We start from the raw sequence: 22,953 nt of genomic DNA, 5'->3' as shown, positions 1-22,953 counted from the left end.
CGATCCGCCACGGTGGGGATGGGATTTGAACCCATGAGGCCGTAAGGCCACCTGTTTTCAAGACAGGCGCGTTAGTCCGCTCCGCCACCCCACCACGATCGCCTCATCTCCCTTTATCGTCGCCGGTGATTAAATACTAACGGTCGTCGGATCGCTGTAGGTTGGTTCCGTCAGTGGACAGTCCGACGGTCTCGATCGCTGTCGTGGTGTGTTCTGGGATGATCCGTCCTGCAGTACGCCGAGCGCGAAGCAGCGCCACGATGTCGACCAGATCAGAACCAGTCGCCAGAAACGGATTCATGTCGAGGAAATCCACCTCGTGGCCGGCGTCGATCGCGCGGTCGGTCAGCGTCTCGACAGCGGGCGTCTCGTAGGAATCGGCGTAATCGATCGTTGACGTGAACCCGGCGTAGTACACCCGACCGCCGGGTGCAGGACCGAGCACCACCGGAGATCGACGCAGCTTCATCGCGGCAGTGTCGATCTGTTGACGGGAGAGAAACGGCGTGTATGGCGTGACGATGGCGGCCGAATCTGCTTCTTCGCGTTCCAAGAGGTGAGTGGCCGTGTTTCCGGCTCGTCCGGAAAACGTCTGACCGACCTGTCGTTCAAACCGGACGGACTCCGGTTCTGAGAGGGCGCCCGCTATGGCCGTTTTGATCTCTTCTTTGGCGTTTCCACCGTCCGCCGCTCCCGATTCGTGGTCAGGAAGAGCGTCTTCCGGCCGGTAGTTGACGAGTAGGTCGCCGCCGCTGGCTTCGACAGCAGCGCAAACGTCTTTCAGCATCGCCGTGTAGAGCGTGGTCGCCTCACTCGCAGTAAGCGGTGACGTTGCCGGCAGCTCCGGCAACACGAGATCGTCTCGGGGAGGATCACACAGAACAGCAACCGTGGTCATAGAGATACTGCGTGTGACGAGACCTTTATACTCCCGGCTTCGAACGCAAACACATGAACTGGACACGACTGCTCGGCGCGGCCGTCGTACTCGTGGTCGGGATCACCACGGTCGGATCGCTGCTCACACTCGGTGGGAATGGACTCCAAACCGGACAGTACACTGGACCGACGACGCTTACAACGATACTCGTCGCTGCGATCGTTCTCGGATTGATCGGGCTGGGCGTGCGGTCCAGCCGATTCCTCTCAAACCCCTACTGGTGAGCGGCTCTACTTGTTTTCGGGGCTTCGTGGGTGATACGCGGTGTCGTACTCTCCTGGCTGGTCGTCGAGTCGGTCCGGATTGAGGCGACCACTCAACAGCAGGAAGTCCACGAGCGTGAGATTCACCATCGCCTCGACGACGGGTACCCCTCGGGGCGGGAGGACGGGGTCGTGGCGGCCGATTACCTGTATCTCCTTCTGTTCGCCGGTTTCCCAGTCGACGGTGGTTTGGGATTTGGGAATGGACGTGGGGGCGTGTAGTGTCACTTCGCCGTAGATGGGTTGGCCGGTCGTGATCCCGCCTTGGATGCCCCCATGGTCGTTGCCGACCGGAACGGGATCACCGTCGTCATTGGTAGTCCAATCCTCGTTGCGCTCGCTGCCGGTCCGTTCGCGCGCCGACCGGCCCAATCCGAACTCGAAGCCCGTGGCGGCGGGAACCGCCATCAGTGCTCGACCCAACCGTGCCGGCACCGAATCGAACCGCGGCGCGCCCAATCCTCGCGGAACACCGCGGGTCTCGAAGTAGATCGATCCCCCGATAGAGTCGCCTTCCGCTTGGTACTCCTCGATGCGCTCGCGCATCTGTTCGGCAGTTTCGGGATGAGCACACCGCACCGGATTCTCTTCTGTGTGTTCGAGCAACTGCTCGAAGGAGACTTTGGGCGCTCGAATCTCACCGATCTGGTTGACGTGGGCTTTCACCTCAATCCCCTCGCGTTCGAGTATCTTGCCGGCGATCGCGCCGGCAGCGACCCAGTTAACAGTCTCTCGGGCCGACGAACGCCCGCCACCGCCCCAGTTACGCGTGCCGAACTTCGCTGAATAGGTGAAATCCCCGTGGCTTGGTCGCGGTGCGGTGACGAACGGCTCGTACTTTCCCGACCGGGAATCTTTGTTCTGAATGGTCATCCCGATCGGCGTTCCCGTCGTGTAGCCGTCCTGGAGACCGCTATGAATCTCGACAGCGTCCGGTTCATTGCGGCTCGTGGTGATCATCGACTGGCCGGGCTTTCGCCGGTCAAGTTCGCGCTGCACGTCTTCCTCTGAGAGCGCAATCCCTGCTGGACAGCCTGACACCGTCACACCCATCGCCGGCCCGTGGCTCTCACCGTGGGTCGTCACCCGAAAGAGCCGACCAAACTCGTTTCCGTTCATTGTCCGGATATTGGACCCGCGCCATTTATGCGTTGCATCTGTGGCAAGCAGTGGTCGTACCGACCGGAGCAGCACGGTACGCGATCGAAGGCCCGTGAATAACAATATTGGTATGATCGTAATGGCGATCTCGCAATAACGAGGCTTCTTTGCTGAGACCTCCAACGGTTGTTTATGCGCACGAGCCTGAACATTCCAGAAGAAGATCTCGCAGCATTCGATTCGGTGTGGCAATCGGAGGGGTACGATTCCCGATCACGGGCGGTACGGGAAGCCATCCGAGAGTACACCGAAAATCACGAACGCCTGGAAGCGACGACGGGCACCGTTGTTGCGCTGCTCGCGTTCGATTACGAACACCAACGCGTCATCGAACCGCTTCACACCGTCCAGCACGAGTTTCAAGACGTTATCAGCGCGACGAGCCACGCACATCAGGGCGAGTGGTGTCTGGAGGCGGTGTTCTGTCGAGGGGAGGCCCGGCGGATCCGTGAACTCGTTTACGCCCTCAAGGATTTCGACGCGGTAGGCCGTGTCAAACTGATGGTGCTCGTGGCCCCCGACAGATAACCCGTGGTCGGGACTGTTGTGACACAGTGAGCGGCGATCGACGGTTCGGACACCTGAATACGGTATGAACTAGCATAGCGAAACGTGGCAAAAACCGCCAACACTCATTACCCCCCCAGACTGAGAGTACGGCATGAGTTTCGCTGAGATGGATGTCGACACGATCTGGATGGATGGGGAGTTCGTCGATTGGGACGACGCCAAGATCCACGTCCTTACCCACGGATTGCACTACGGAAGCGGCGTGTTTGAGGGCGTGCGGTGTTATGACACCGAGGACGGACCCGCAATCTTCCGGTGGGACGAACACCTCGACCGATTGTACGCGTCTGCAAAGCCGTACGATCTCGACATCGACTACAGCCGCGAGGAACTGACGGCTGCGACGACGGAACTCATCCGCCGCCAGGGATTGGAATCGTGTTACGTGCGACCGATCGCGTTTTATGGATATGACAGCCTCGGCGTGAGTCCGGCGGGCTGTCCGACCCAAGTCGCAATCGCCTGTTGGCCGTGGGGGACGTATCTCGGTGAGGAAGCCCTTGCGGAGGGCGTGGATGTGATGATCTCCTCGTGGCGAAAGCACGCCTCCAGTCAGATTCCGACAAACGCCAAAACGACCGGTCTGTACGTGAACAGCATGCTCGCTGGTGAGGAGGCCCGACGCAACGGCTACGTCGAGGCGATCGTCCTCAACAAGGAGGGCAACGTCGCTGAAGGGCCGGGCGAGAACGTCTTTCTCGTCCGCGACGGCGAGATCTACACGCCGGGGCTGGCCGAAAGCATTCTCGATGGGATCACCCGACAGACGGTCATCACGCTCGCACGCGAGCGGGGGTACACAGTCCACCACAACGCATCGATCAGCCGAGGCGAGCTGTACACCGCTGATGAACTGTTTTTCACCGGGAGCGCCGCGGAAGTCACCCCGATCCGGACGGTCGACGACACGAAGATCGGCAGGGGAACGCGGGGACCCGTTACCGAGGATCTCCAGTCGGCGTTTTTCGATCTGGTCGAACGCCGCGTGGACGACCACGACGAGTGGTTCCACTACGTGAACGAGTGAACACCGATTTCAGTCATTGTGGCGGGCGTCGTACTCCGCCTGACTGATTGAGAACCGGTGATGGTCGGCGGGTTCGTCGTACCGGCCAGCGTGGTTGCGCAACAGTCCTTCGTATCGTCCACCGCAACGTTCGACGTACGTCTCGACGGCTCGGTAGGAGTTCTCATTGTCGGCGTGCAGTGGGATCGCCACCACGCCGAGATCCAGTCGATCGAAGGCGAGTTTGAGAAGGGCGTCAGCACGCTCGCCGGAGTAGCCCCGTCCCCAGAACCGTTTCCGGAGCTAGATCGCCAGCAGTCCGAGATCCTGCTTTCACAGGCACAGCAACCCCGCGCTCCCGGCGATCTGACCTGCTCCATCCTCGCTGTCTTTCGGGCGCATTGCGTACTCTGCACGGGTCCCTTCGTTCCATTCTTCTTTCATGGAAGCGAGGTAGTCGTGGGTGTCTTTCACCAACGATCATATCGTACAGAGCGGGGTCTCAGAAGGGATTGCCGAGCGTCTTGAGACGGGTGAGATCTTCAATCGCGTCGAAATCGCCGTCGAACGAGTAGAGATATTCGATCTCTTCGCCTCCATGTACGCCGCGGTCGTCGCGTCCCCGAACGCAAGGCTATTCCGATGAGAACACCGGTATCCACGGCTGCAACTGCCATTACGCATCCTCAGAAAACGCAGTCTCCTCGTAACCAGCGAGATCGTGGGTCTCACCACCGCCGCCACCCATCGGAACCGGCTCGAAGTCGTCGAACGCACCGTACCGCTGCTTGACGACCGCGACCTCCAAGGATCCCTCCTCATCGATGTTCCAACGGAGCTTATCGCCGGGCTCGATGTCGGCCGTTGACGGAGTGACGCCGGGATCGTAACCATCCCACGATCGCTGACCGTCGTTTCTTCGGTTGACATACTCGACGGTACAAGCTTACTCGTGATACATGTCGCGCCACATGTGGCGCGAGCGGTCGAGCAAACAGTTCATTCGACAGCTACACGACCCGCAGATCCCTCGGGTACTCCGTCAGGTTCTCATACCCGTCGTCGGTCACGACGAGGAGATCCTCAATCCGGACGCCGCCCGTGCCTTGCTCGTACAGGCCTGGCTCAACTGTGACCACGTGCCCGGCTTCGAGTTTCTCGCCTTGCTGTGCGAGATGGGGCGCTTCGTGAACGTCGAGACCGACGCCGTGGCCGGTGCTGGAGGTGAAGCCGTCTTCGGTGGAGCCATCCGTTCGGAGCGTCGGATAGCCCTCTGCTTCGAAGACATCGCACACAGCACGGTCAACCGCTTCCCCAGAGACACCCGCCTGCAGGGTGGCAAGCGCCGCCTCGTACGCCTCGTGAGCGAGTTCGTACCACTCCTTAACCCGATCGCTGGGGTCGCCCTTCACGAACGTCCGCGTCATATCCGCGAAGTATCTCGTCCGTTTGTGTCGGGGGAAGATGTCGATGATGATCGGCGCGTTCGCTTCCAGCGGTCCGGACCCTGAATCGTGTCCCCGAGCTGCCGCTGCTCCGGCAGCGACGATGCAGTCGTTCATTCCACACTCCCGTTCCAGCAGCGTGATTTCGATCCGTTCGCGCACCGTTTCGCTGGTGAGTACCTCGTTGCCGAGATGTAGTACGCCGTCGTCGACCGTCGCGCGTTCGAGAAGCTCCTCAGCGACGGCCATCGCCGCTTCGTTCGCTCGTTGGGTTTCTCTGATGTGCGCTATCTCGCGCTCGCTTTTGACCGCACGGACTTCTGTGAGGACGTACTCCTCGTCCCACACCACATCGATGCCGTGCTCACGCAGTACGTCTGCGGTGCTGGTTGGAAACGAGTGAGGGACGGAAACCGATTCAATACCCGTGTCAGCGAGAAAGTCCGCCGTTGCGAGCTTTCCGGCGTTCCGTGGGTCCATCTCCGCGGCCTTTTCCCAGTAGCCGAACTCCGAAAGCTGTCTAACCACATCGGCGTCGCTGTCTGTCGTTGCCCGCGTGTATTCGAGGTTCGAAACGAGCAGCGAAACGTCGCCGTCGGCGTACAGCGTGACGAAAGAATCTGGTGCGTGGTACCCCGAGAGGTAGTACTGGTTGCTGTCGTCGCCGTCAGCGTCGATTAGATATCCGTCAGTGTCAGTTTGTTCGAGATGGGACGCTACCCGTGGATACGACAGTGCCATGATCTCGTTTATTGTTCAACAGTATTAATATGTTATCATACATGAACACCGTGGTAGGTGGCTCGCTCGACACTCCCATTAGGCACTTAGACACCCATATATATGTCACAATCAGGCCCTTATCGAAGAAGGGTTCAGATATTGATCATTCAGACAGATCGCGGGGACAATCTGCGAGCAGCGTTGGTTTCGCTCAGCAGCGTTACGGTCCGTTCCGCTCTCGTTCGATAACCCGCGTGACGATCGTGGCTTCTGCTTTCCGAAGAACGACCGACACCGTGCTTTCCGCACAGCCGAGTTCGGTTGCCAGATCAGCGAGCGACGCCTTTCGAGGCACCGCAAAGTAGCCGATATCAATCGCTGTTCGGAGCACCTCGAACTGTCGATCAGTGAGCGCGCTTGTGGCTCGTGCGTTCGGGCGGTCGTACTCACCGACTTTCTCGATCGTGACGTCGATCTGTCCGGGGAGGGAATCAACGAGCGTGCTGAGATCCTCGGCGTCGCCAATAAGGGTCATCTCCATCGCCGCCTCTTGGTCGTAGACAATCGGTGGAACGACGACGACTTCGAGGCGGGCGAACGCGCGCCGGAGTAGCACCTCTTCCTCTCGGGTCTCCTGACAGACGAACACGTACAACGAGCTGTCGTCGATCTGAGCGATACGGTGCCACCGAGTCGAGTCCACCCGTTCGATCGCCGCTACGTATCGGTCGACATCGGTCACTTCGACGTAGAACAGTTCATACTCCAGGGACGTGGTCGGTTGAACGTTCCACGTCACCACCTCCTCATACTGAACAACGTTTTTCTCTCGGATGAACTGCTGCATCGGATGGAGCATCCAGTCGGGTTGGTAGAGTCGTAAATCACAGTATTTCACTCTCGAACCAGTTCAATAAACGTGCTGATGGAACTACATTCATTCGGTGACATCCTCCCCGCGGTAAACGGCGGGGCTTCCCACACGGTGGGAATGCCAGTTAGTCGTCGTCACCAGAATCAGTGGTTCTGGTTGGCTCACGAGACGGAGTCTCGTGAACGCTGGCAGAGGGTTCCGACTCTCGAAACGATGTGAGTGTCATCTGCGAGGGTGTCTCACTCGGCTCACACTGAGTCGTGGCCGTGTCACCACGGCTCCCATCCCGAGGTGAGTCATTGCCTGCCTGTTTCCACGGTAGGCTCTCTCCCCACGGGTCTACGCGACGTGCAATATTCGCACTCGCGTTAATATCCGCTTGGAACGTCGATACGTGGCACTCTGAGTTCTTGCACTTGAACTCGGCTTGCCGAGGCCGATACCCGATGTGATTGCACGAGTGACACGTCTTCGAGGTGTACTGCGGGTGGACGTACCGGACTGGAATCCCTGCGTCCGTCGCCTTGTCCTCGATACGTCCCTGCAACCGAGCGAAGGCCCACGAATGCAGGCGTCGATTCATGTACTTCCCGTAGTCGAGTGACTCACGGATGTACGCCAAGTCCTCCATCACGATAATAGGGTTCTCGAACTGACAGGCGTACTCGACGGACTCACGAGACGCCTTCTCGATAATGTCTGTGAGGCGGTTCTGGTAGTACGAGAAGCGTCCACGTCTTTCGGTGTTTCTGCAAGCGAAGTTCGCCCACTTTGGTACTCGACTCGTCATCAAGCATTTCGTCCCACTGTTCCTCTTGCTCTGGATTCAGTCGGAGTGGTATCCAGAAGTTGGTTCCGCGACCGGGTTGCGGTACGTTCCAGCAGATCTCGTACTCGCGTGAGGAATCGCGGTCGAACTTCCCGGCTCGGTTCACGAAGCGGAGCGGGTGTTCGTCGTCTAACTCTTTGGCGTTGTACGTCTTGTGGAGTTTCGGGACATAGGATTTGAGGGCGTCTTTCGCTTGGTACGGCAGGTTGTACGGCGTCACCACGTCGTTCGTGGCGGTCATCGTCGTACAGTCTTGCTCGAAGGCGTCTTCGAGTGCGTCTCGGTATTCAGACAGCGTTTGCTGGAGGCGTTGCTCTTTGCACCGCGTAGGTGGTGCGAGCGTGGCTTCCAGCGTCTTATTCGCTGTCGGAGTCGTTGACATCGTAGCTTTCGGATTCGAGTGCTTTGCGGAGGAGTTCGGGGTACGCTCGTGAGTGGCGTATCCCGTTATCGCGGGCGTATTCTTTGACGGCTTCGTGAAGTGGCCCGTTTCGCTCCATATCGAAGTCGGCTCTCATCCACCCGAGTGTAAGTTTCTACGTAAGTTAAAGATAACGGTCGGCTTTCGGACGGAGTGAATCAGTGTGGTTAGTTCAGTAGTTGTCGGATTCCCTCCCGGCCTTCAGGCCGGGATTCCCTCCTTGCAGGAAGATGGGATAAACCCACTAGCCAGTTCGGCCGAACGCGTTTCTTCCGACGGGTCAAAGCGCGAGCATGGGCCCCTCCACAGACGGACGATCCGATGACCAGTCGAGCGGCGAGTTACCCCCGCAACTGGACGGTCTGCCACTGATCGGCAGTACACTCGATCTCGCTCGTGATCCAATCGCTTTCCTCGATCGAGTAGCCGAACAGGGCGACGTCGTCCGGTATGAGATTGGTGGATTACCGTTCACAGGGGTGTTGCATCCTGAGTACGTCGAACAGTTGTTAGTCACGGAGTCGGAGTCGGTCCGGAAACTCCGACTCGGTGACGTCAACAGTGCCGGCAACGAGTTCGCCCCGGAGGGCGTGCTGTTCACTGAGGGCGAGCAGTGGCGCAACCAGCGGATCGTGCTCCAAAACGTGTTCACGCCAGACCGGATCGAGCGCTACGGCACCACCATGACCAACGTGGCCGCCCGCCGCGTCGAATCATGGGATGATGGTGCGAAGCTGGCAATCAACCGCCGGTTTTCGGTGCTGACGCTTTCGATCCTCGCCAAAACGCTGTTCGATCTCACCATCGAGGATCGGGGATCGGTGATCACTGCAGTCGCCAGCGCACTCAACGAACAGGCGGACTCAAGTTCCTTTTCGACGTACCTCCCCGCGTGGATTCCGACCCCGGCACGGCGCCGCTACGACCGAGCCGTGTCCGAGTTCGAAACGACCATTCACGCGGTGATCGAGGAACGTCGATCGGACGACGCACAGTCGTTGTCGGACAGGGACGATCTGCTCTCGTTGTTGCTTGCCACGGAAACCCAGAACGGCTACCGTCATTCGGAGTCGGAGCTACAAGATCAGCTGCTAACGTTCCTGTTCGCTGGTCATGAAGCCACGTCGCTGGCCTTGACGTACACGGTGCTGTTGGTAGCCCAGCATCCAGCGGTCGCAAGCCGACTCCACAAGGAGTGGACCGACGTGCTGGGTGATAGCGATCCGACGGCGGGTGACGTAGCAGCCCTCGCGTACACCGACCACGTCGTGCGCGAATCGCTCCGGCTGTACCCTCCCGCATTCGCCGTCTTTCGTACGGCGACCGAGGACATCAGCCTCGGTGACTACGTGATCCCAGAAGAAACGAACGTCACGATCCCGCAGTTCCGTGTGCACCGGGATCCGCGCTGGTGGGACGACCCAGAGGCGTTTGATCCCGACCGGTGGGAAGAATCCTCTGAACGGCCGGAGTACGCCTACTTCCCCTTCGGTGGCGGGCCACGCCACTGCATCGGGATGCGGTTTGCGATGATGGAGCTGAAACTCCTTCTCCCGACGATACTCCGGCGCGTGGAATTCGAGTTGCTGTCGGATCCTGATCCTGCGCTCGCGCCACAGGCAACGCTGCAACCCGCCGAAGACGTTCGTACCCGCGTCCGAACGAGACCGTCACTCCGCTGATTCGGACAGCTCCGTGCGCACCTGTTGGGCGACATCGCTCACATCGATCCCGTTTCGGTGGGCGTACAGCACGGCGGCGGCGTCCGTACTGATCCCGAGCGACGCTTGTAGCCCGTTGATCGCGGCAACTGAGTCCTGTTTGGATTCATCGACAGTTCCGAGCGAGTCGAGAATCCGTTCGAACGTCGTTCGTTCTCGGAGGATCGACTCGTCCGGCGAGAATCCATCAGGGATCGTGATCGACTCTGGCGGGAACTCGACCACCAGCTCACCCTCATCACGCCGAAGGAGTCCCTCGACAACAGCGACATCGACGAGTCGCTTGGCCTGATCCGGCGAGAACCAGTCACGATCGAGCGACAACGCGACGACGAATTCACTTTCTTCGAGACGCGATCGGCCAGTCGTTCGAAACGGCGCACCCACGGCCACCTTCAAGCTCATCGCTCGTGTGCCCGACCGCCGGGAGCCTAACGTTGTCGATCGTCTCTTCGGGTCGGACCGAGGGTTTCAAGTGTGTCTCCGGGCTGGATAGCGGTATGAAAGATCAGGGACGTTCCCCGAAGAAGCGAACCGGTGGCCGTCGACGAACCGTCCGCAAAAAACGCCTACACCAACTCGGTCGGTCACCAACTGAAACCCGCGTCGGTGACCAGACGCTCAAGACGATCGACGCGCGTGGAGGCGAGACGAAGGTCCGCGCCATCTCGGCGGACACTGCAACCGTTGCGACCGATGACGGAACCGTTGGCGCGACGATCGAAACCGTCGTCGAGAACAACGCCAACCCCAACTACGTCCGGCGAAACATCATCACGAAAGGGGCGATCATCGAGACGGACGCTGGGCAAGCGCGTGTTACCTCTCGACCCGGACAGACCGGACAGGTCAACGCCGTCCTCGTAGACGAGTAATACACGAACGCGTCGCGCTACGGCTTCGGTGCCGCGTTTTGTAGCGCCGTTTCAGCAATGTTCCCCCCGTAGTCGGCGCTACGGGAGAGCGAATCGACGATCAGTCCGAGTAGTTGGGCGGGCTGGGGATCGAGATCTCGGATGATGTCATCAACCTGTCGGGCCAGCGAATCGATCTCCTGAACGTGTTCTCGGGCCTCATTGCCTAGTTCCGTCGCAGTTGTCGCGTCTTCCTCTAACAACGCCTCCATTGCCATTTCGATGGCGCTGGACGCTTCCGACCGGAGATCGAGCATTCCGTCGGCGGCGTTCTCGGGCACGTCGTCCAGTTCGAGCACAAACTCCGCGATTTTAGTTGCGTGATCCCCGACGCGTTCGAGTTGTCGAGCACTCGAATGGTAATCGAAACACGTCTCTCGGGGTAATCCGACTTCGGTGGCGGCGTTAGGATTCCGGAGAACCGATCGGAACACTCGTGACACCATATACCAGAGCCGATCAACGTCATCGTCCCGTTCGATGACGTCAGTCGCCAGATCGTCGTCGTTTTCGATCAGTGCTGTCACCGCATCCGACAGCATACTCAGAGAAACCAACCGCATCCGCGTGATCGCGTTCGATACCGACAGCTCCGACGAGTCGAGGAGATCTTGTAGTGACACCTTCTCGCTGGTCTCTCCGATCACTTCCAACCCGACTAACCGCTGGGCGGCCTGTCTGATCGCTCGCCGCTGTGCAGCCGTAATGCGTGTGGACGTGAGGGTGATGATATCGAAACCACTCACGTACATCGTTACGACCGACCGCATCAATTCTGCCTCCGCGAGATCCGTGATGTCGAGTTGACCCTCGGTTCGCTCTTCGTCCCCTTGGGGCGTCAACAACAACGAGTCGTCTTCCGGGTAAAACTCCACCACGCTCCCCGCTTCGATCTCGTTGTCTGTAGCCCACGATTTAGGCAGTGAAACCGTGTACGTTGACCCGCCAGTGACCTGAACCTTTCGTGTCTCCATACAAACTGTGGTGGACGAATAACAATAAATCATACCATTCCTATATACTTGCCTCCATGAAACGGTATCCTACCACAGTCCCACTGATGTTTCGGGATTGATACTGCTACACTCGGATCATAGCCGATAAATTGATAATCCACGTCCATTGTAACCACAGGAGGTCACGACAATGAACCTAGAGATGAAATTATCTATATAATGTACAGAGTGTTATATACAGGATATAGATCTATATCGATTGTGTGAGGTAAGCCGCATCCCGGAGGTATATGTTTCCCGATGAAGTGAACCCACTAATGGCACGCCAAGGGTATCAGGAGCAACTCGATCAGCTTCAAGAAGACGTATTGTACATGAGCGAAGTCGTCACGGAAGCACTCCGGCAGGGGTTGGACGCTCTCGAACAGAAAGACGAGGATCTCGCGTGGCAGGTTATCGATGGCGACGACGAGATCAACGAGCTGTACCTTGATCTCGAAGGAAGTTGTATCGATCTGTTCGCGCTCCAGCAGCCGGTTGCCGGTGATCTCCGATTTATCGCATCCTCGTTCAAGATCATCACTGATCTCGAACGCGTCGCGGATTTAGCAACCAACCTCGGTGAATACGCCCTTGAGGCGAAAAACGATGTGTATCCCGAAGTCGATATCCAAGCCATCGGCGATTTCACGCTTGGGATGGTTGAGACAGCCATGGCGGCCTACGACAGCACGGACGCCGAAGCGTGTTACGCCATCGCTGACCACGACGACGAACTCGACGACCTGTGTGAGCGTGCGAGTAGCATCGTCGTCCGAGACCTCATCGAAACGGAGTTTGATGGAAACCGAGACGAGGACGTTGAAGAGCTCATGCAGGACGTTTCACGCCTTCTGCTCACCATTCGTGATCTCGAACGAGTCGGTGATCACGCGGTCAACATCGCCGCACGGACTCTCTACATGGCCGAGAACAGCGACGAGCTGATTTATTAACGACACCGCTGTTCTCAGAGGCCGCCGGATTGTCGCCACCACTCGACCGCGCCGACTCCGATGAAGGCAGCGAACACGCTGCCGAACGCGAGCAGTGCACCCGTTCCAACATTGATCGCCGGGCGTTCCGTCGTCGACTGGTCCGGCCGGCCGGTCGACGATGTCGGTCGGTTCGGGGGCGTGATCGGCGCGGTAAGGGTGTCGTCTGGGGCAATCGTCGTCGAGTTCGTCGTCTCCGTGATGGTCGACGGCGTGATAGTCGTGGATTCTTCAGTGGAGACGTTGAGCACGCTGACGTCGTTCGAAACGGTGGTTGTCAGCTCATAGGAGACCGACTTGAAAAACGTCGGAGCACTCGACGCAGTGGGATGCGGGACGACTTTGAGCAAGTAGGTTCCTGTCTGGTTGGCGGTGAATGTGAGATTGGCACCACCAGGTGCGCCCGTGATAGTGGATCCGCCGAACGAGAGATCTCGACTGGCGGACTGACCGGTCGTGTTTGGTCCAGCCGCCCACAGCGCTGATTTGAATCCACCCGTGCTGGTCGATGCGGCGGTGAGAGTTTGCCCTGCTTGGAGATCAACCGCGTACACGTCCTGGTCGTATCCGGCCAGAACGCCCGCCGTCGTCGTATTAGCTTTGATGGCGGTCGCTGTCCCAGGCTGTTCGTTGGGGTCGTGCTTGTCCAGCTTACCGGTTTCAACAGACAGTGAATAGTTCGCCTTCGGCTCACCGGACACGCTGACGGTGTACGTTCCGGTCTGTTTGGCGACGGTCCCACCGACGGCGGTTGTCGTCCCCGGAGTGGTGCGGTAGGCCCCCCGCGAATCGGCAGGCATAACACCGACTGCGGCTCCGTTCGGATCCGAAATGGAAAACGACAACGAGTTACTGTGATCGGTCCGGTTTTCGTGCGTGAGTGCGACGCTGAGCCCTTGTCCCTTCGTGAGATCGATCGTGTGGGTGGTCCCTGTCGAGTCGGTCGTCCCGTGAACGGGGGTCTCCGGTGTGAGCCGTGAGTCGGTCGTGTTCGTCTGTTCTGTGTTCGTCATCGCCGTGAAACTGTAGTTGAGTGTTTCAGTGGGTTTGAGATTCGCGTCGAGATGAATGGTGTACTGGCCCGCACGTGGGAGCTGAACGCCGTTGACGGTTCCATCTGACGCCGTGTGAATCTGTTTGCCACCGGGACCGAGCACGGTCACTGTTCCAATGGAGCCACCATTGGCGGTGGTTTCGATCGAGAGCGTATCACCGGCGTTGGCATCCACGGCGAAATACTCCTGATCGTAGCCGGTCATTACACCAGTTACCGGCGATCCCGGCGTGATCGACACGGCCTGTGACCGGTGTTCGTTCGGGTCGTGTCGGTCGAGCTTCGTGGTGGAAACCGATAGCTCGTAGGACACGGGTCCGGACTGGGCGGAACCCGCTGTGACTTTCACGTAGTGTCTCCCAGATCGCTCGACGACCGCACCACTGGCCGCCCGCCCGTTCGAAGCGGTACCGTTTCCACTCCCAGCGGAGCGAACGGGGACGCCATTCGGACCGTACAGCGTTACGCTAGGTCCAGCGCCGGCGGAGTCAGAGCGTAGCTGTGCGGTGACTCCCATTCCGCTGTTGAGATCGACGGCGTACCAGTCGACCTCTTTGGGATCGATCTCATCGGAAACTGTACTGGATGTATCGATGACGGTTGTCTGTGAACGCGTGTCACCGGTGTCGGTCGATCCCCCTGTAGCGGTCGTCACTGCCGTAACGATGACACCACCAGCAGTGAGGGAAACGATGAGCAGGATGACGATCTCGATTCGTCCGAACGACGATATGTTAACCATATATTCACTACCCCCTTCAGATACCCAGGAGAGGATGGTTCGAAAAGTTGGGATCTACTCACAACATAAAAGGCACCGGATATATACATTATCATTGATCGACGGATATAAACGTGAAACTGGTAATAGAACGGAATAGTACTGGAAGCGGATCGTCGTTACTTCACTCCTCGAACCGCTGATCGATGCTCGCTGCGTGGGCTTCTAGCCCTTCAGTTTCTGCAAGCGTCGTGATCGTCGCCCGGAGATCGGAGAGGGCTGCTCGGTCGAGTCGCTGGACGGTCGTCGACCGGAGGAACGTTTCGACCGACAGTCCGCCAGTCACTCTCGCGCGACCGTTAGTTGGGAGCACGTGGTTCGTGCCAGTGGCGTAATCACCGGCTGCAACCGGTGTGTACGGACCGAGAAAGACGCTTCCTGCGCTGTCGATGCGTTCGAGTAATGCTTCCTCGTCGTCGGCTTGGATCGAGAGGTGTTCGGGCGCGTACTCTTCAGCGAACAGCACCGCCTCTGAAAGCGAGCGGGTGAGGAACACCCCGCTCGCGTCACCCGCGAACGACTCCCGAATGATCTCCTCGCGCGCCCGGTTACCCGTTTGCGCATCGATGGCGTCAGTGATAGCCGTTGCGAGCGCCGCGTCGTCGGTCACAGCGACAACGGCGGCGTCGGGATCGTGTTCGGCCTGCGCGATCATGTCCGCCGCGACGAGCGCGGGATCAGCTGTTTCATCTGCCACCACCACGAGTTCGCTCGGTCCAGCCAGAACATCGATCTCGACATCGCCTTGAACCTCGGCTTTTGCGGCGGTGACGAATCTGTTTCCGGGTCCGACGATCTTCTCGGTCGCGGACACTGTTTCCGTGCCGTAGGCGAGCGCCGCGATGGCCTGTGCCCCGCCGCTCTGGTACACCGAATCCGCACCAGCGATGTGGATCGCCGCGAGCGTTGTTGTGTCGAGTGTTTTAGCCGGTGGGGTCGCTACGGCGATGTGATCGACGCCAGCCACGTCGGCCGGGATGATCCCCATGAGCGCACTAGAGGGGTACGACGCCGTTCCACCAGGTGTGTAGACGCCGACGCGCTCGATCGGACGGAATCGTCGGCCCAACTCCCGCCCGTCGAACGATTGCCGCCAGTCCTCCGGAAGTTGAGTCTCGTGGAACGCCCGGATATTTTCGGCGGCAGTCTCGATGTGGGCTTTCAGCTCCGGATCGATCTCGTCCGCCGCGCGGGCGGCCTCAGCCGTGATCTCGATGTTGCCGATCTCACAGCCGTCGAACTCCGTGGCGTACGCACGGAGCGCGCTATCGCCCTCCTCGCGCACACGGTCGATGATCTCATGAGCGGTGCCACGGGCGTCCTCGACGCCGCCACTTCGATCGAACAGCGCGCGCCGGTCGGCTGGCGACAGTTCTGCTGTTTCCTGTACGTCCATACCTCAGGGTTGCCTCCCACCGAAAAAACGGTTCGCTCTCAGTGACGGGAGCAGGTACAGAGAGTCACACTGGAACAGTAAGCACTTCCCGGTTACTCCGGTAGATCGGGTATGCGAATCAGTGATCGGGCGCACGTGGAGGGTGAACGCGAGCAGATCACGGTGGTGCCCGAGAGCACGGACGACTTATGGCACCTTTCGAACGTGCTCGAACCCGGCGACGCGGTCGGAGGGGATACGCATCGGCGCGTCAGACGCAACGACGAACAGCTCCGAGACACGGGCGGCGAGCGCGAGCACATGTTCGCTACCATCGAAGTCGAATCCGTCGAGTTCGCGCGCTTTGCAAACCGGTTACGTGTTTCCGGCGTGATCGTTGATTGTTCTCGGGAGGACCAACTCGACTTTCACCACACGCTGAACGTCGAGGAAAACGAGGAAGTCGAGATCACGAAACGCTGGAAACCAGACCAGCTTGATCGGCTCACGGACGCCGTCGAGGCGAGCGAAAACCCCGATGTGGCTATCGCCACCGTCGAGGAGGGGGCTGCCCACGTCCACACCGTCGCCCAGTACGGTGCCGAGGAACGCGCGTCGCTCACTGGTCCGACGGGGAAAGGCGACTACGCCCGATCCCGAACGGAGCTGTTTGCGGAGCTGACGGCGGTGCTCTCCCGAATGGATGTCGACGCGATCATCCTCGCCGGACCGGGCTTTACGAAACAGGACGCTTACGCATACATCGAGGAGAACGCGCGCGATCTCGTCGACCTGATCACGCTGGTTGACACTAGCGCCGTCGGTGATCGCGGCGTCCACGAGGTGTTGAAACGGGGTGCCGTCGAGGACGTGCAAGCCGAAACCCGGATCGCCCGTGAAGCCGAGCTGATCGATCGCTTGATGACGGAGATCGCACAGGGCGCGAAGGCGACCTACGGGATCGACGGCGTCCGTGAGGCCGCCGAATACGGCGCCATTGAGACGTTGCTCGTTGTCGATGACCGACTACGCGAGGAACGCGGCAGGGATGGCGACTGGGATCAGAACGTCAATGAGCTTCTCGAAACGGTCGATCAGAAAGGCGGCGACATCGTCGTGTTCTCTGGGGAGTACGATCCTGGCGAGCAACTCAGCAATCTCGGTGGGATCGCGGCCATCCTCCGGTACCGGCTGGAGTGACCGCTCACAGCTCCACACACAGCCCATCTCGTGCGAACTCTACCGCACCGTCGTAGTGGTTCTGGATGGCTTCGAGCATCTCCTCGTGGTGACCGTCGGTGTGGGGATACAAGTGGGTGAGCAACACCTGTTCGATAGTCCGGCCGGCGAGGCTCTCCCCGAGCTGGGTGGGTGTCGGATGGTTCGACACGTCGATCTCATCAGGAAACGAGCAGTCGTGTGCCAACACGTCCGAACCGTCGGCAAACGCGCCCAGCGCGTCGAACGCCTCTGAATCTCCGCTGAACGTGAATGTCGCGTCGCCGTCCTCGAATCGGTAGGCGAGACAGTCCATCGAGTGGCGTGTCTCGATCGCTTCCACGTCGAACCCGCTGCACGCGAACGATCCCGGCTCGACTTCCCGAACGGATACATCGACTTTATCAGACATGTATTCGTGGGCGGAGAGAAGATCATCGAGTAGTTCCCTCGTTCCTGCGGGTCCGACGAGCGTCAACTGCTCGGTGCCCGCAAGCCACCGCGCTTTGAGCAACACGAGGAGATCCGACACGTGATCGAGGTGGTGATGAGTAAGCAACACGGTCGAGATCCCCTCGTATCCGACGCCGGTTCGAGCGAGAGCGTGGACCACACCGCTCCCGCAGTCGACCAGCAGCGGTCCGGACTGTCCGTCGTCAGGCCCAGAAGCTGTTGTCCGAGGGTCCCGGTCGTGTTCGAGCAATAGACCGGTTTGGAACCGTTCCCCGTCGGGCAACGCGCTCCCGGTGCCCAGAAACGTAACGCGCATAGATGGCGTTCAACTGGGAGACGAATCAACGTACCGCTGGCAGGTCGAGTCGTCATGATATCACCTATCGCGTGCAGTAGATCGGGGTGAGGACTGCTCCGCTTCAATGTCGGCCATCACTCGGTCCGCAATGATGTCGGTTCCGTTTTCGAAGTCCGGACACGTGGGCGGGTCAGCGACGCTCTCGGTGACTTCGCGGCTCGTTTCAACGACGGTGAATCCGTCCGTCCCGCTCAGTAGACGGGTGACACCGCGTTGTTCGTCGGTAAATGGACGGACGACGCACGGCGTCCCCGCGACAGCGGCTTCCATCACTGTTGAGTACCCCGAACAGACGACGATCGTGGCCGAAGCGATGTACGGAAACAACGACGCCACTGGCTCCCACGTCGGGCCGCCGACCCGTGTGACATCCCGGCCGGCCGCTCGGAGCCGCGAAGCGAGTGCGGAAACACCGCTTGAATACACGCTCGGTACGAGCAGCACGTCGATTTCCGGCGTATCGTCGTCGCCCTCCAGTGCAATCGGCGGAACACGGACGACCCCGCTCGGGTCGGCACTACACGACTCCCAGACGGCAGGATAAAAAAATGACCGCGAAATTAGTCGGTGATACCGCGTGAGAACGGTCGTCGCCGTGCGTTCGAGAAGTCGCGTGTACAGTCCCGGCGTGTTGTGTGTGAGATTATAGACGGGGGTTCGGGTGAGCGTTGCGGCCATCGTCGCGAACATGTCGTCAGTCACGAGCGCAACCGGTGATTCACGACGAAGCCACCTCACCAGATCGTACACCCGACGGACCGCGCTCGGAACGCTGTCAGTGATGACACCACCGGTATCGAACTGGCGGGTGTTGATGAAATCCACAGGTGTCGGAACGTACGGCTCGTATCCGTTCATTCGAATGAACCGCGTTCCTGGACCGCCGCCAGCAACTGTAACGGTCGCCCCGCGTTCTTCTACGGCCCAGGCAACGGCCAGCATCCGCGTCGCGTGACCGGCACCTTCGGGATAGTGTGCGACGGCAATTCGTGGCGTCATCGATTGAATTGTGTTACAGCAGGCTCAAGTAGACTTGGATATCGATGCAGTGAGTACTGTTTGTAATGATGTCTTCATTATATTTAAAAAATAAATATTCCTTGGCTGTCAATCTATCGCAGTCCAGCAGCCGATAGCCAGCAACATCTGACTGACACACGGGAGTTAAACCGCTGCCGAGGAAGATATCGTTATGGAACAGGAACGCCACCGATATGGGAAATCGACAGACCTTCCGAGCCACGAGGTGACGGAGGGTCCCGAACGTGCTCCCCACAGGGCAATGTTTCGAGCGATGGGATACGACGACGCGGATTTCTCCGAGCCGATGGTCGGGATTGCCAACCCGGCGGCCGACATCACGCCGTGTAACGTCCATCTCGATGATGTCGCAGAGGCTGCCATTGCGGGCGTCGAACAGGCTGACGGGATGCCTATCGAGTTCGGTACCATCACGATTTCCGACGCTATTTCGATGGGGACCGAAGGGATGAAGGCCTCGCTCATTTCGCGGGAGGTGATCGCTGACTCGGTCGAACTCGTCGCGTTCGGTGAGCGCATGGACGCACTCGTGACTGTTGCTGGCTGTGATAAGAACCTGCCAGGGATGATGATGGCTGCCATCCGTACTGATCTCCCCAGCGTGTTTTTGTACGGTGGGTCGATCCTTCCGGGAGAACACGAGGGTCGGGAAGTGACCGTCCAGAACGTGTTTGAGGGTGTCGGTGCGGTGGCGTCGGACGACATGTCTGAGCCGGAGCTCGCTGAGCTCGAACACGACGCGTGTCCGGGAGCGGGATCCTGTGGCGGGATGTTCACCGCAAACACGATGGCGTCGATCAGCGAAGCGCTCGGTCTCGCCCCGTTGGGAAGCGCAAGCGCCCCTGCCGAATCCGATGGGCGATACGATATCGCACGACGGGCGGGCGAGATCGCCCTTGATGCCGTTCGCAACGACCGGACCCCCTCCTCGATTCTCTCGAAAGCGTCGTTCGAGAACGCGATCGCGGTGCAGGTAGCGATGGGTGGTTCGACGAACGCCGTGCTTCATCTTCTTGCGCTGGCGGCCGAGGCGGGCATCGATCTGTCGATCGAGGAGTTCGACGCCATTTCCCGCCGAACGCCCAAAATCGTCAACCTGCAGCCCGGCGGCACGCGCGTGATGAAGGATCTCCACGACATCGGCGGCGTTCCGGTCGTCGTTCGCCGGTTGCTCTCGGCCGGACTGCTCCACGGGGACGCGATGACCGTCACTGGTCGTACTGTCGCTGCGGAGATCGAACAGCTCGATCTGCCGGCAGAGGGATCGATCGACGCGGACTTTCTCCGTCCCGTTTCCGATCCGTTCACCGAAGAAGGTGCCATCAAGATCCTGAAGGGGAATCTCGCGCCCGACGGCGCGGTGTTGAAGGCTACCGGCGACGACGCGTTCCACCATCAGGGTCCCGCTCGGGTCTTCGAGACCGAAGAGGACGCGATGGCGTACGTCCAAGAGGGCGGTATTGAGAGCGGGGATACGATCGTTATCCGGAACGAAGGTCCTCGCGGCGGTCCGGGGATGCGCGAAATGCTCGGCGTGACGGCGGCGGTTGTCGGTCAGGGTCACGAAGACGACGTTGCGCTGCTCACGGACGGGCGTTTTTCCGGTGCGACTCGCGGACCGATGATCGGACACGTCGCGCCGGAAGCGTTCGTCGGCGGTCCCATCGCCGCCATCGAGGACGGCGACACCATCACGATCGACATCCCCGATCGGACGATCGACGTTGACTGTTCGGACGCGGAACTCGATCGTCGCCGTGACGCGATCGATACTCCGGAGCCGGCGTACGCCTCCGGTGTGCTTGCGAAGTACGGGATGGCGTTCGATTCGGCTGCCAACGGTGCGGTCACCAACCCTTGGGCGAAACGGGAGTGAGCGGTGTTCGCTCGGACTGCTACCGCTCGTTACTCATCCCCATCAAGTGCTGGGTCGGATCCGAGATCTCGTGCAGCCGTGGGTCGAGGTGTTACCGGCCCGCCACGGAGCAGATCGGTGACGACGAGCCGAATAGCTTGTAATGAGAACACGAGGATGATCGGTCCGAGAAACAGCCCGTACCAGCCGAAGAACAACCCGCCGAACACGTATGCGAAGATCATCAGTCCCACGTGGATTTTCCGACCGGCGATGTACGGTTGGATGAACGTCTGAGGGATAAAATCGAGGAACAGAAACGCGACTGCGACGAACAGAGCTGGATACACTAACAGGGCTTCGTTCGTTTGTCCCGCGAGGATCAACAGGTAGGCAGCGATCGGTACGTAGACGAGTTTGCCGACGACGATCGGGATGATGCTCGCTATTCCCGTCAACAGCGCCAACAGCGTGGGTACTGGGATCGTCACTCCGGCGGGTGCGATGGCGTTGTACAGATTGTACCACACGATGGAGCCGAACGTGATCAACACGATGGCGATCACGTTGGCGAAGTACACCGATTCGAGATCTCGATCGACGGCGCTCGCGTACGCGTACGCCGCGCTGTCCGTACCGACTTCCTCTCGAAACCATGCCTTGATGCGAGCGCCGTCCCGAAGCAGGTAGTAGACGATGGCGAGGATCATCGATAAGTGGATGAGCGCGTTCGAGATGGTCAGCACGACCTCGATGCTGGTCGATATGATCCCCTGAAGCGGTCTGGACCGTCGGAGTTGGTCGGTCAGCGAGAGCACTTTCTGGGGATCTTCGACCAGCCGAGAGACATCGATGTATGGATTGATTGCTTGCCTAACCTGATCTGTGAGTATCATGTTGAGGCCCTCAAGCCCGATGAGGAACGTGTAGGTGAGGAACGAAAGGATCGGGATGAACACGAGGATCAGGGTGATGATGGCTGCGAGCCGCCGGGCGTTCGTGAAGCGTCTGATGCGCCGGTTGATCGGCCGCATCGCGTAGTAGAAGAATATCCCGAATACGATCGTTCCGACGAAGGCGTGTGCGATGACGATCAGTGTCAAGGCGAGGACGATCACTAGCGCCCACCACGGGCGCAGGCTTGGATCGCCGTTGAGAAATCCGTTCACGGGGATCGCCTCCGTAGGCGAACTGCTGGTACCGTTGTTGATCGTTCCATACCGGGTTGTTGTCTGGGACCTACTTGAGTGTCTGTCCCTGTTGATACAGTTACGAGCGCATACCTGCGTCTTTAGGCGCAGGTCAAGCGGACCATAGCGTACACAACCACATTCGATAGCTCTACTGGATTTCCAACGTTCTTTCGGTGGTTTTATAGTCGCTCAGAGTATAGTGTGCAGTGCGATGAAGACCACACGGCACGCGACCTACAACCTCAACTACCACATAGTGTGGATACCGAAGTACCGCCAATCGGTACTTGTCGGTGAGGTTGCGCGCCATGTGGAAACCATTCTCCACGAAATAGCCGACGATAAGGGATTGGAGATTATCGACCTCACCATCCAACCCGACCACGTTCACCTGTTCGTCAGTAGCCCACCGAAACACGCTCCATCGCTCCTTGCCAACTGGTTCAAGGGGATCTCGTCGCGGAAGTACAACCACCATCACGTTACTCGTGACAGTGACAAAATACAGTGGGCACGAGGCTACTACGCAGGGACGGCAGGCCACGTCTCCAGCGAGACTGTCCAAGAGTACATCCAACGTCACGCGGTGAACAAACCGTGACGGAAGTCACTGAGACGTTGGAACTGAAACTTGTAGACCCGAATACCCACAAGCATCGTAAACTCTGCGAGACGAAAACTGCCTACCAGCGTGCGCTCAGTGCCGCATTCAACGCGAACTGTGCCACGCAGTCCGCGACGAACGACATCGTGGTTGACTACGACCTG

23 protein-coding genes, 1 tRNA gene and 4 pseudogenes are annotated in these 22,953 nt (G+C 59.4%); 11 read left to right on the top strand and 17 right to left on the bottom strand.

Going from position 1 to position 22,953, the window contains the following annotated elements; all coding sequences use genetic code 11:
• Positions 1–10: 10 nt before the first annotated feature.
• Positions 11–94, bottom strand: a tRNA-Ser gene (locus EIK79_RS11870).
• Positions 95–136: 42 nt separating this feature from the next.
• Entirely contained in the window at positions 137–898 is a 762-nt protein-coding gene (locus EIK79_RS11865; RefSeq protein ID WP_124955331.1) for a hypothetical protein, read from the bottom strand.
• 53 nt (positions 899–951) lie between these two features.
• Here EIK79_RS11865 and EIK79_RS11860 point away from each other — a divergent pair, with 53 nt between their 5' ends.
• Complete coding sequence (locus tag EIK79_RS11860; RefSeq protein ID WP_124955330.1) at positions 952–1,164, top strand: hypothetical protein; 213 nt, start codon at positions 952–954, stop codon at positions 1,162–1,164.
• 6 nt (positions 1,165–1,170) lie between these two features.
• Here EIK79_RS11860 and aroC read toward each other — a convergent pair whose 3' ends face one another.
• The gene (gene aroC, locus EIK79_RS11855) at positions 1,171–2,322 is read right to left on the bottom strand and encodes a chorismate synthase (protein WP_124955329.1); all 1,152 of its coding nucleotides are present in this window, start codon (positions 2,320–2,322) and stop codon (positions 1,171–1,173) included.
• Between the two features lie 174 nt (positions 2,323–2,496).
• Here aroC and EIK79_RS11850 point away from each other — a divergent pair, with 174 nt between their 5' ends.
• Positions 2,497–2,892: a CopG family ribbon-helix-helix protein gene (locus EIK79_RS11850; RefSeq protein WP_124955328.1), complete on the top strand. Its 396-nt coding sequence runs from the start codon at positions 2,497–2,499 to the stop codon at positions 2,890–2,892.
• A gap of 133 nt (positions 2,893–3,025) precedes the next feature.
• Complete coding sequence (locus EIK79_RS11845; RefSeq protein ID WP_124955327.1) at positions 3,026–3,961, top strand: branched-chain amino acid transaminase; 936 nt, start codon at positions 3,026–3,028, stop codon at positions 3,959–3,961.
• Between the two features lie 9 nt (positions 3,962–3,970).
• Here the strand turns inward: EIK79_RS11845 and EIK79_RS11840 are convergent.
• Positions 3,971–4,231, bottom strand: a pseudogene (locus EIK79_RS11840) (GNAT family N-acetyltransferase); the annotation flags it as partial.
• A gap of 42 nt (positions 4,232–4,273) precedes the next feature.
• Complete coding sequence (locus tag EIK79_RS18120) at positions 4,274–4,414, bottom strand: hypothetical protein (protein ID WP_185715611.1); 141 nt, start codon at positions 4,412–4,414, stop codon at positions 4,274–4,276.
• On the opposite strand from EIK79_RS18120, the gene EIK79_RS19300 reads away from it, so the two are divergent.
• The gene (locus EIK79_RS19300; RefSeq protein ID WP_185715610.1) at positions 4,404–4,586 is read left to right on the top strand and encodes a hypothetical protein; all 183 of its coding nucleotides are present in this window, start codon (positions 4,404–4,406) and stop codon (positions 4,584–4,586) included. The genes EIK79_RS18120 and EIK79_RS19300 overlap by 11 nt on opposite strands.
• Positions 4,587–4,616: 30 nt before the next feature.
• Here EIK79_RS19300 and EIK79_RS11830 read toward each other — a convergent pair.
• The 5 genes and pseudogenes from EIK79_RS11830 to EIK79_RS18110 form a co-directional block, all read right to left on the bottom strand.
• A pseudogene (locus EIK79_RS11830) lies at positions 4,617–4,870 on the bottom strand (AbrB/MazE/SpoVT family DNA-binding domain-containing protein).
• Between the two features lie 80 nt (positions 4,871–4,950).
• Positions 4,951–6,126: a M24 family metallopeptidase gene (locus tag EIK79_RS11825; protein ID WP_124955325.1), complete on the bottom strand. Its 1,176-nt coding sequence runs from the start codon at positions 6,124–6,126 to the stop codon at positions 4,951–4,953.
• A 202-nt stretch (positions 6,127–6,328) separates the two neighbouring features.
• Entirely contained in the window at positions 6,329–6,955 is a 627-nt protein-coding gene (locus EIK79_RS11820) for a helix-turn-helix domain-containing protein (RefSeq protein ID WP_221621741.1), read from the bottom strand.
• Positions 6,956–7,106: 151 nt separating this feature from the next.
• Positions 7,107–8,193 (bottom strand): annotated as a pseudogene (locus tag EIK79_RS11815) (RNA-guided endonuclease TnpB family protein).
• Positions 8,168–8,311 (bottom strand): hypothetical protein, encoded by a 144-nt coding sequence (locus tag EIK79_RS18110; RefSeq protein ID WP_185715612.1) that lies wholly within the window; start codon positions 8,309–8,311, stop codon positions 8,168–8,170. The pseudogene EIK79_RS11815 and the gene EIK79_RS18110 overlap by 26 nt, the downstream one beginning before the upstream one ends.
• Positions 8,312–8,525: 214 nt before the next feature.
• On the opposite strand from EIK79_RS18110, the gene EIK79_RS11810 reads away from it, so the two are divergent.
• Positions 8,526–9,914, top strand: a complete 1,389-nt coding sequence (locus EIK79_RS11810; protein WP_124955323.1) for a cytochrome P450 — start codon at positions 8,526–8,528, stop codon at positions 9,912–9,914.
• On the opposite strand, the gene EIK79_RS11805 is transcribed toward EIK79_RS11810, so the two are convergent.
• The gene (locus tag EIK79_RS11805; RefSeq protein WP_124955322.1) at positions 9,903–10,358 is read right to left on the bottom strand and encodes a DUF2240 family protein; all 456 of its coding nucleotides are present in this window, start codon (positions 10,356–10,358) and stop codon (positions 9,903–9,905) included. The two genes, EIK79_RS11810 and EIK79_RS11805, sit on opposite strands and share 12 nt — an antisense overlap.
• A 95-nt stretch (positions 10,359–10,453) precedes the next feature.
• Between EIK79_RS11805 and EIK79_RS11800 the strand changes: the two genes are divergently transcribed.
• The gene (locus EIK79_RS11800) at positions 10,454–10,828 is read left to right on the top strand and encodes a 30S ribosomal protein S8e (protein ID WP_124955321.1); all 375 of its coding nucleotides are present in this window, start codon (positions 10,454–10,456) and stop codon (positions 10,826–10,828) included.
• A 17-nt stretch (positions 10,829–10,845) separates the two neighbouring features.
• Here the strand turns inward: EIK79_RS11800 and EIK79_RS11795 are convergent, their stop codons facing one another.
• Positions 10,846–11,841 (bottom strand): phosphate signaling complex PhoU family protein, encoded by a 996-nt coding sequence (locus tag EIK79_RS11795; RefSeq protein ID WP_124955320.1) that lies wholly within the window; start codon positions 11,839–11,841, stop codon positions 10,846–10,848.
• A 299-nt stretch (positions 11,842–12,140) separates the two neighbouring features.
• Here EIK79_RS11795 and phoU point away from each other — a divergent pair, with 299 nt between their 5' ends.
• The gene (gene phoU, locus EIK79_RS11790) at positions 12,141–12,818 is read left to right on the top strand and encodes a phosphate signaling complex protein PhoU (RefSeq protein WP_124955319.1); all 678 of its coding nucleotides are present in this window, start codon (positions 12,141–12,143) and stop codon (positions 12,816–12,818) included.
• 14 nt (positions 12,819–12,832) lie between these two features.
• On the opposite strand, the gene EIK79_RS11785 is transcribed toward phoU, so the two are convergent.
• Both EIK79_RS11785 and hisD read right to left on the bottom strand, forming a co-directional pair.
• On the bottom strand, positions 12,833–14,653 hold the full coding sequence (locus EIK79_RS11785) for a hypothetical protein (protein ID WP_124955318.1): 1,821 nt from the start codon (positions 14,651–14,653) through the stop codon (positions 12,833–12,835).
• A 163-nt stretch (positions 14,654–14,816) separates the two neighbouring features.
• Positions 14,817–16,088 (bottom strand): histidinol dehydrogenase, encoded by a 1,272-nt coding sequence (gene hisD, locus EIK79_RS11780; RefSeq protein ID WP_124955317.1) that lies wholly within the window; start codon positions 16,086–16,088, stop codon positions 14,817–14,819.
• A 111-nt stretch (positions 16,089–16,199) separates the two neighbouring features.
• On the opposite strand from hisD, the gene EIK79_RS11775 reads away from it, so the two are divergent.
• On the top strand, positions 16,200–17,267 hold the full coding sequence (locus EIK79_RS11775; RefSeq protein ID WP_124955316.1) for an mRNA surveillance protein pelota: 1,068 nt from the start codon (positions 16,200–16,202) through the stop codon (positions 17,265–17,267).
• 4 nt (positions 17,268–17,271) lie between these two features.
• Here EIK79_RS11775 and EIK79_RS11770 read toward each other — a convergent pair whose 3' ends face one another.
• Complete coding sequence (locus EIK79_RS11770) at positions 17,272–18,054, bottom strand: MBL fold metallo-hydrolase (protein WP_124955315.1); 783 nt, start codon at positions 18,052–18,054, stop codon at positions 17,272–17,274.
• A gap of 60 nt (positions 18,055–18,114) precedes the next feature.
• Entirely contained in the window at positions 18,115–19,095 is a 981-nt protein-coding gene (locus EIK79_RS11765) for a glycosyltransferase (protein ID WP_124955314.1), read from the bottom strand.
• A 193-nt stretch (positions 19,096–19,288) separates the two neighbouring features.
• On the opposite strand from EIK79_RS11765, the gene ilvD reads away from it, so the two are divergent.
• Positions 19,289–21,013 (top strand): dihydroxy-acid dehydratase, encoded by a 1,725-nt coding sequence (ilvD, locus tag EIK79_RS11760; RefSeq protein WP_124955313.1) that lies wholly within the window; start codon positions 19,289–19,291, stop codon positions 21,011–21,013.
• Positions 21,014–21,042: 29 nt separating this feature from the next.
• Here the strand turns inward: ilvD and EIK79_RS11755 are convergent, their stop codons facing one another.
• Positions 21,043–22,161, bottom strand: coding sequence for an AI-2E family transporter (locus EIK79_RS11755; protein WP_185715609.1), 1,119 nt, complete (start codon positions 22,159–22,161; stop codon positions 21,043–21,045).
• A 235-nt stretch (positions 22,162–22,396) separates the two neighbouring features.
• On the opposite strand from EIK79_RS11755, the gene tnpA reads away from it, so the two are divergent.
• The gene (gene tnpA / locus EIK79_RS11750; protein ID WP_124955311.1) at positions 22,397–22,786 is read left to right on the top strand and encodes an IS200/IS605 family transposase; all 390 of its coding nucleotides are present in this window, start codon (positions 22,397–22,399) and stop codon (positions 22,784–22,786) included.
• A pseudogene (locus tag EIK79_RS18785) lies at positions 22,783–22,953 on the top strand (RNA-guided endonuclease TnpB family protein); the annotation flags it as partial. The gene tnpA and the pseudogene EIK79_RS18785, both read left to right, overlap by 4 nt.

The sequence above is a fragment of the Halocatena pleomorpha genome (assembly GCF_003862495.1).
GTDB classification, from domain to species: domain Archaea; phylum Halobacteriota; class Halobacteria; order Halobacteriales; family Haloarculaceae; genus Halocatena; species Halocatena pleomorpha.
The sequence above is the reverse complement of the archived record's forward strand: the minus strand, read 5'-3'. Positions and strand labels throughout refer to the sequence as shown.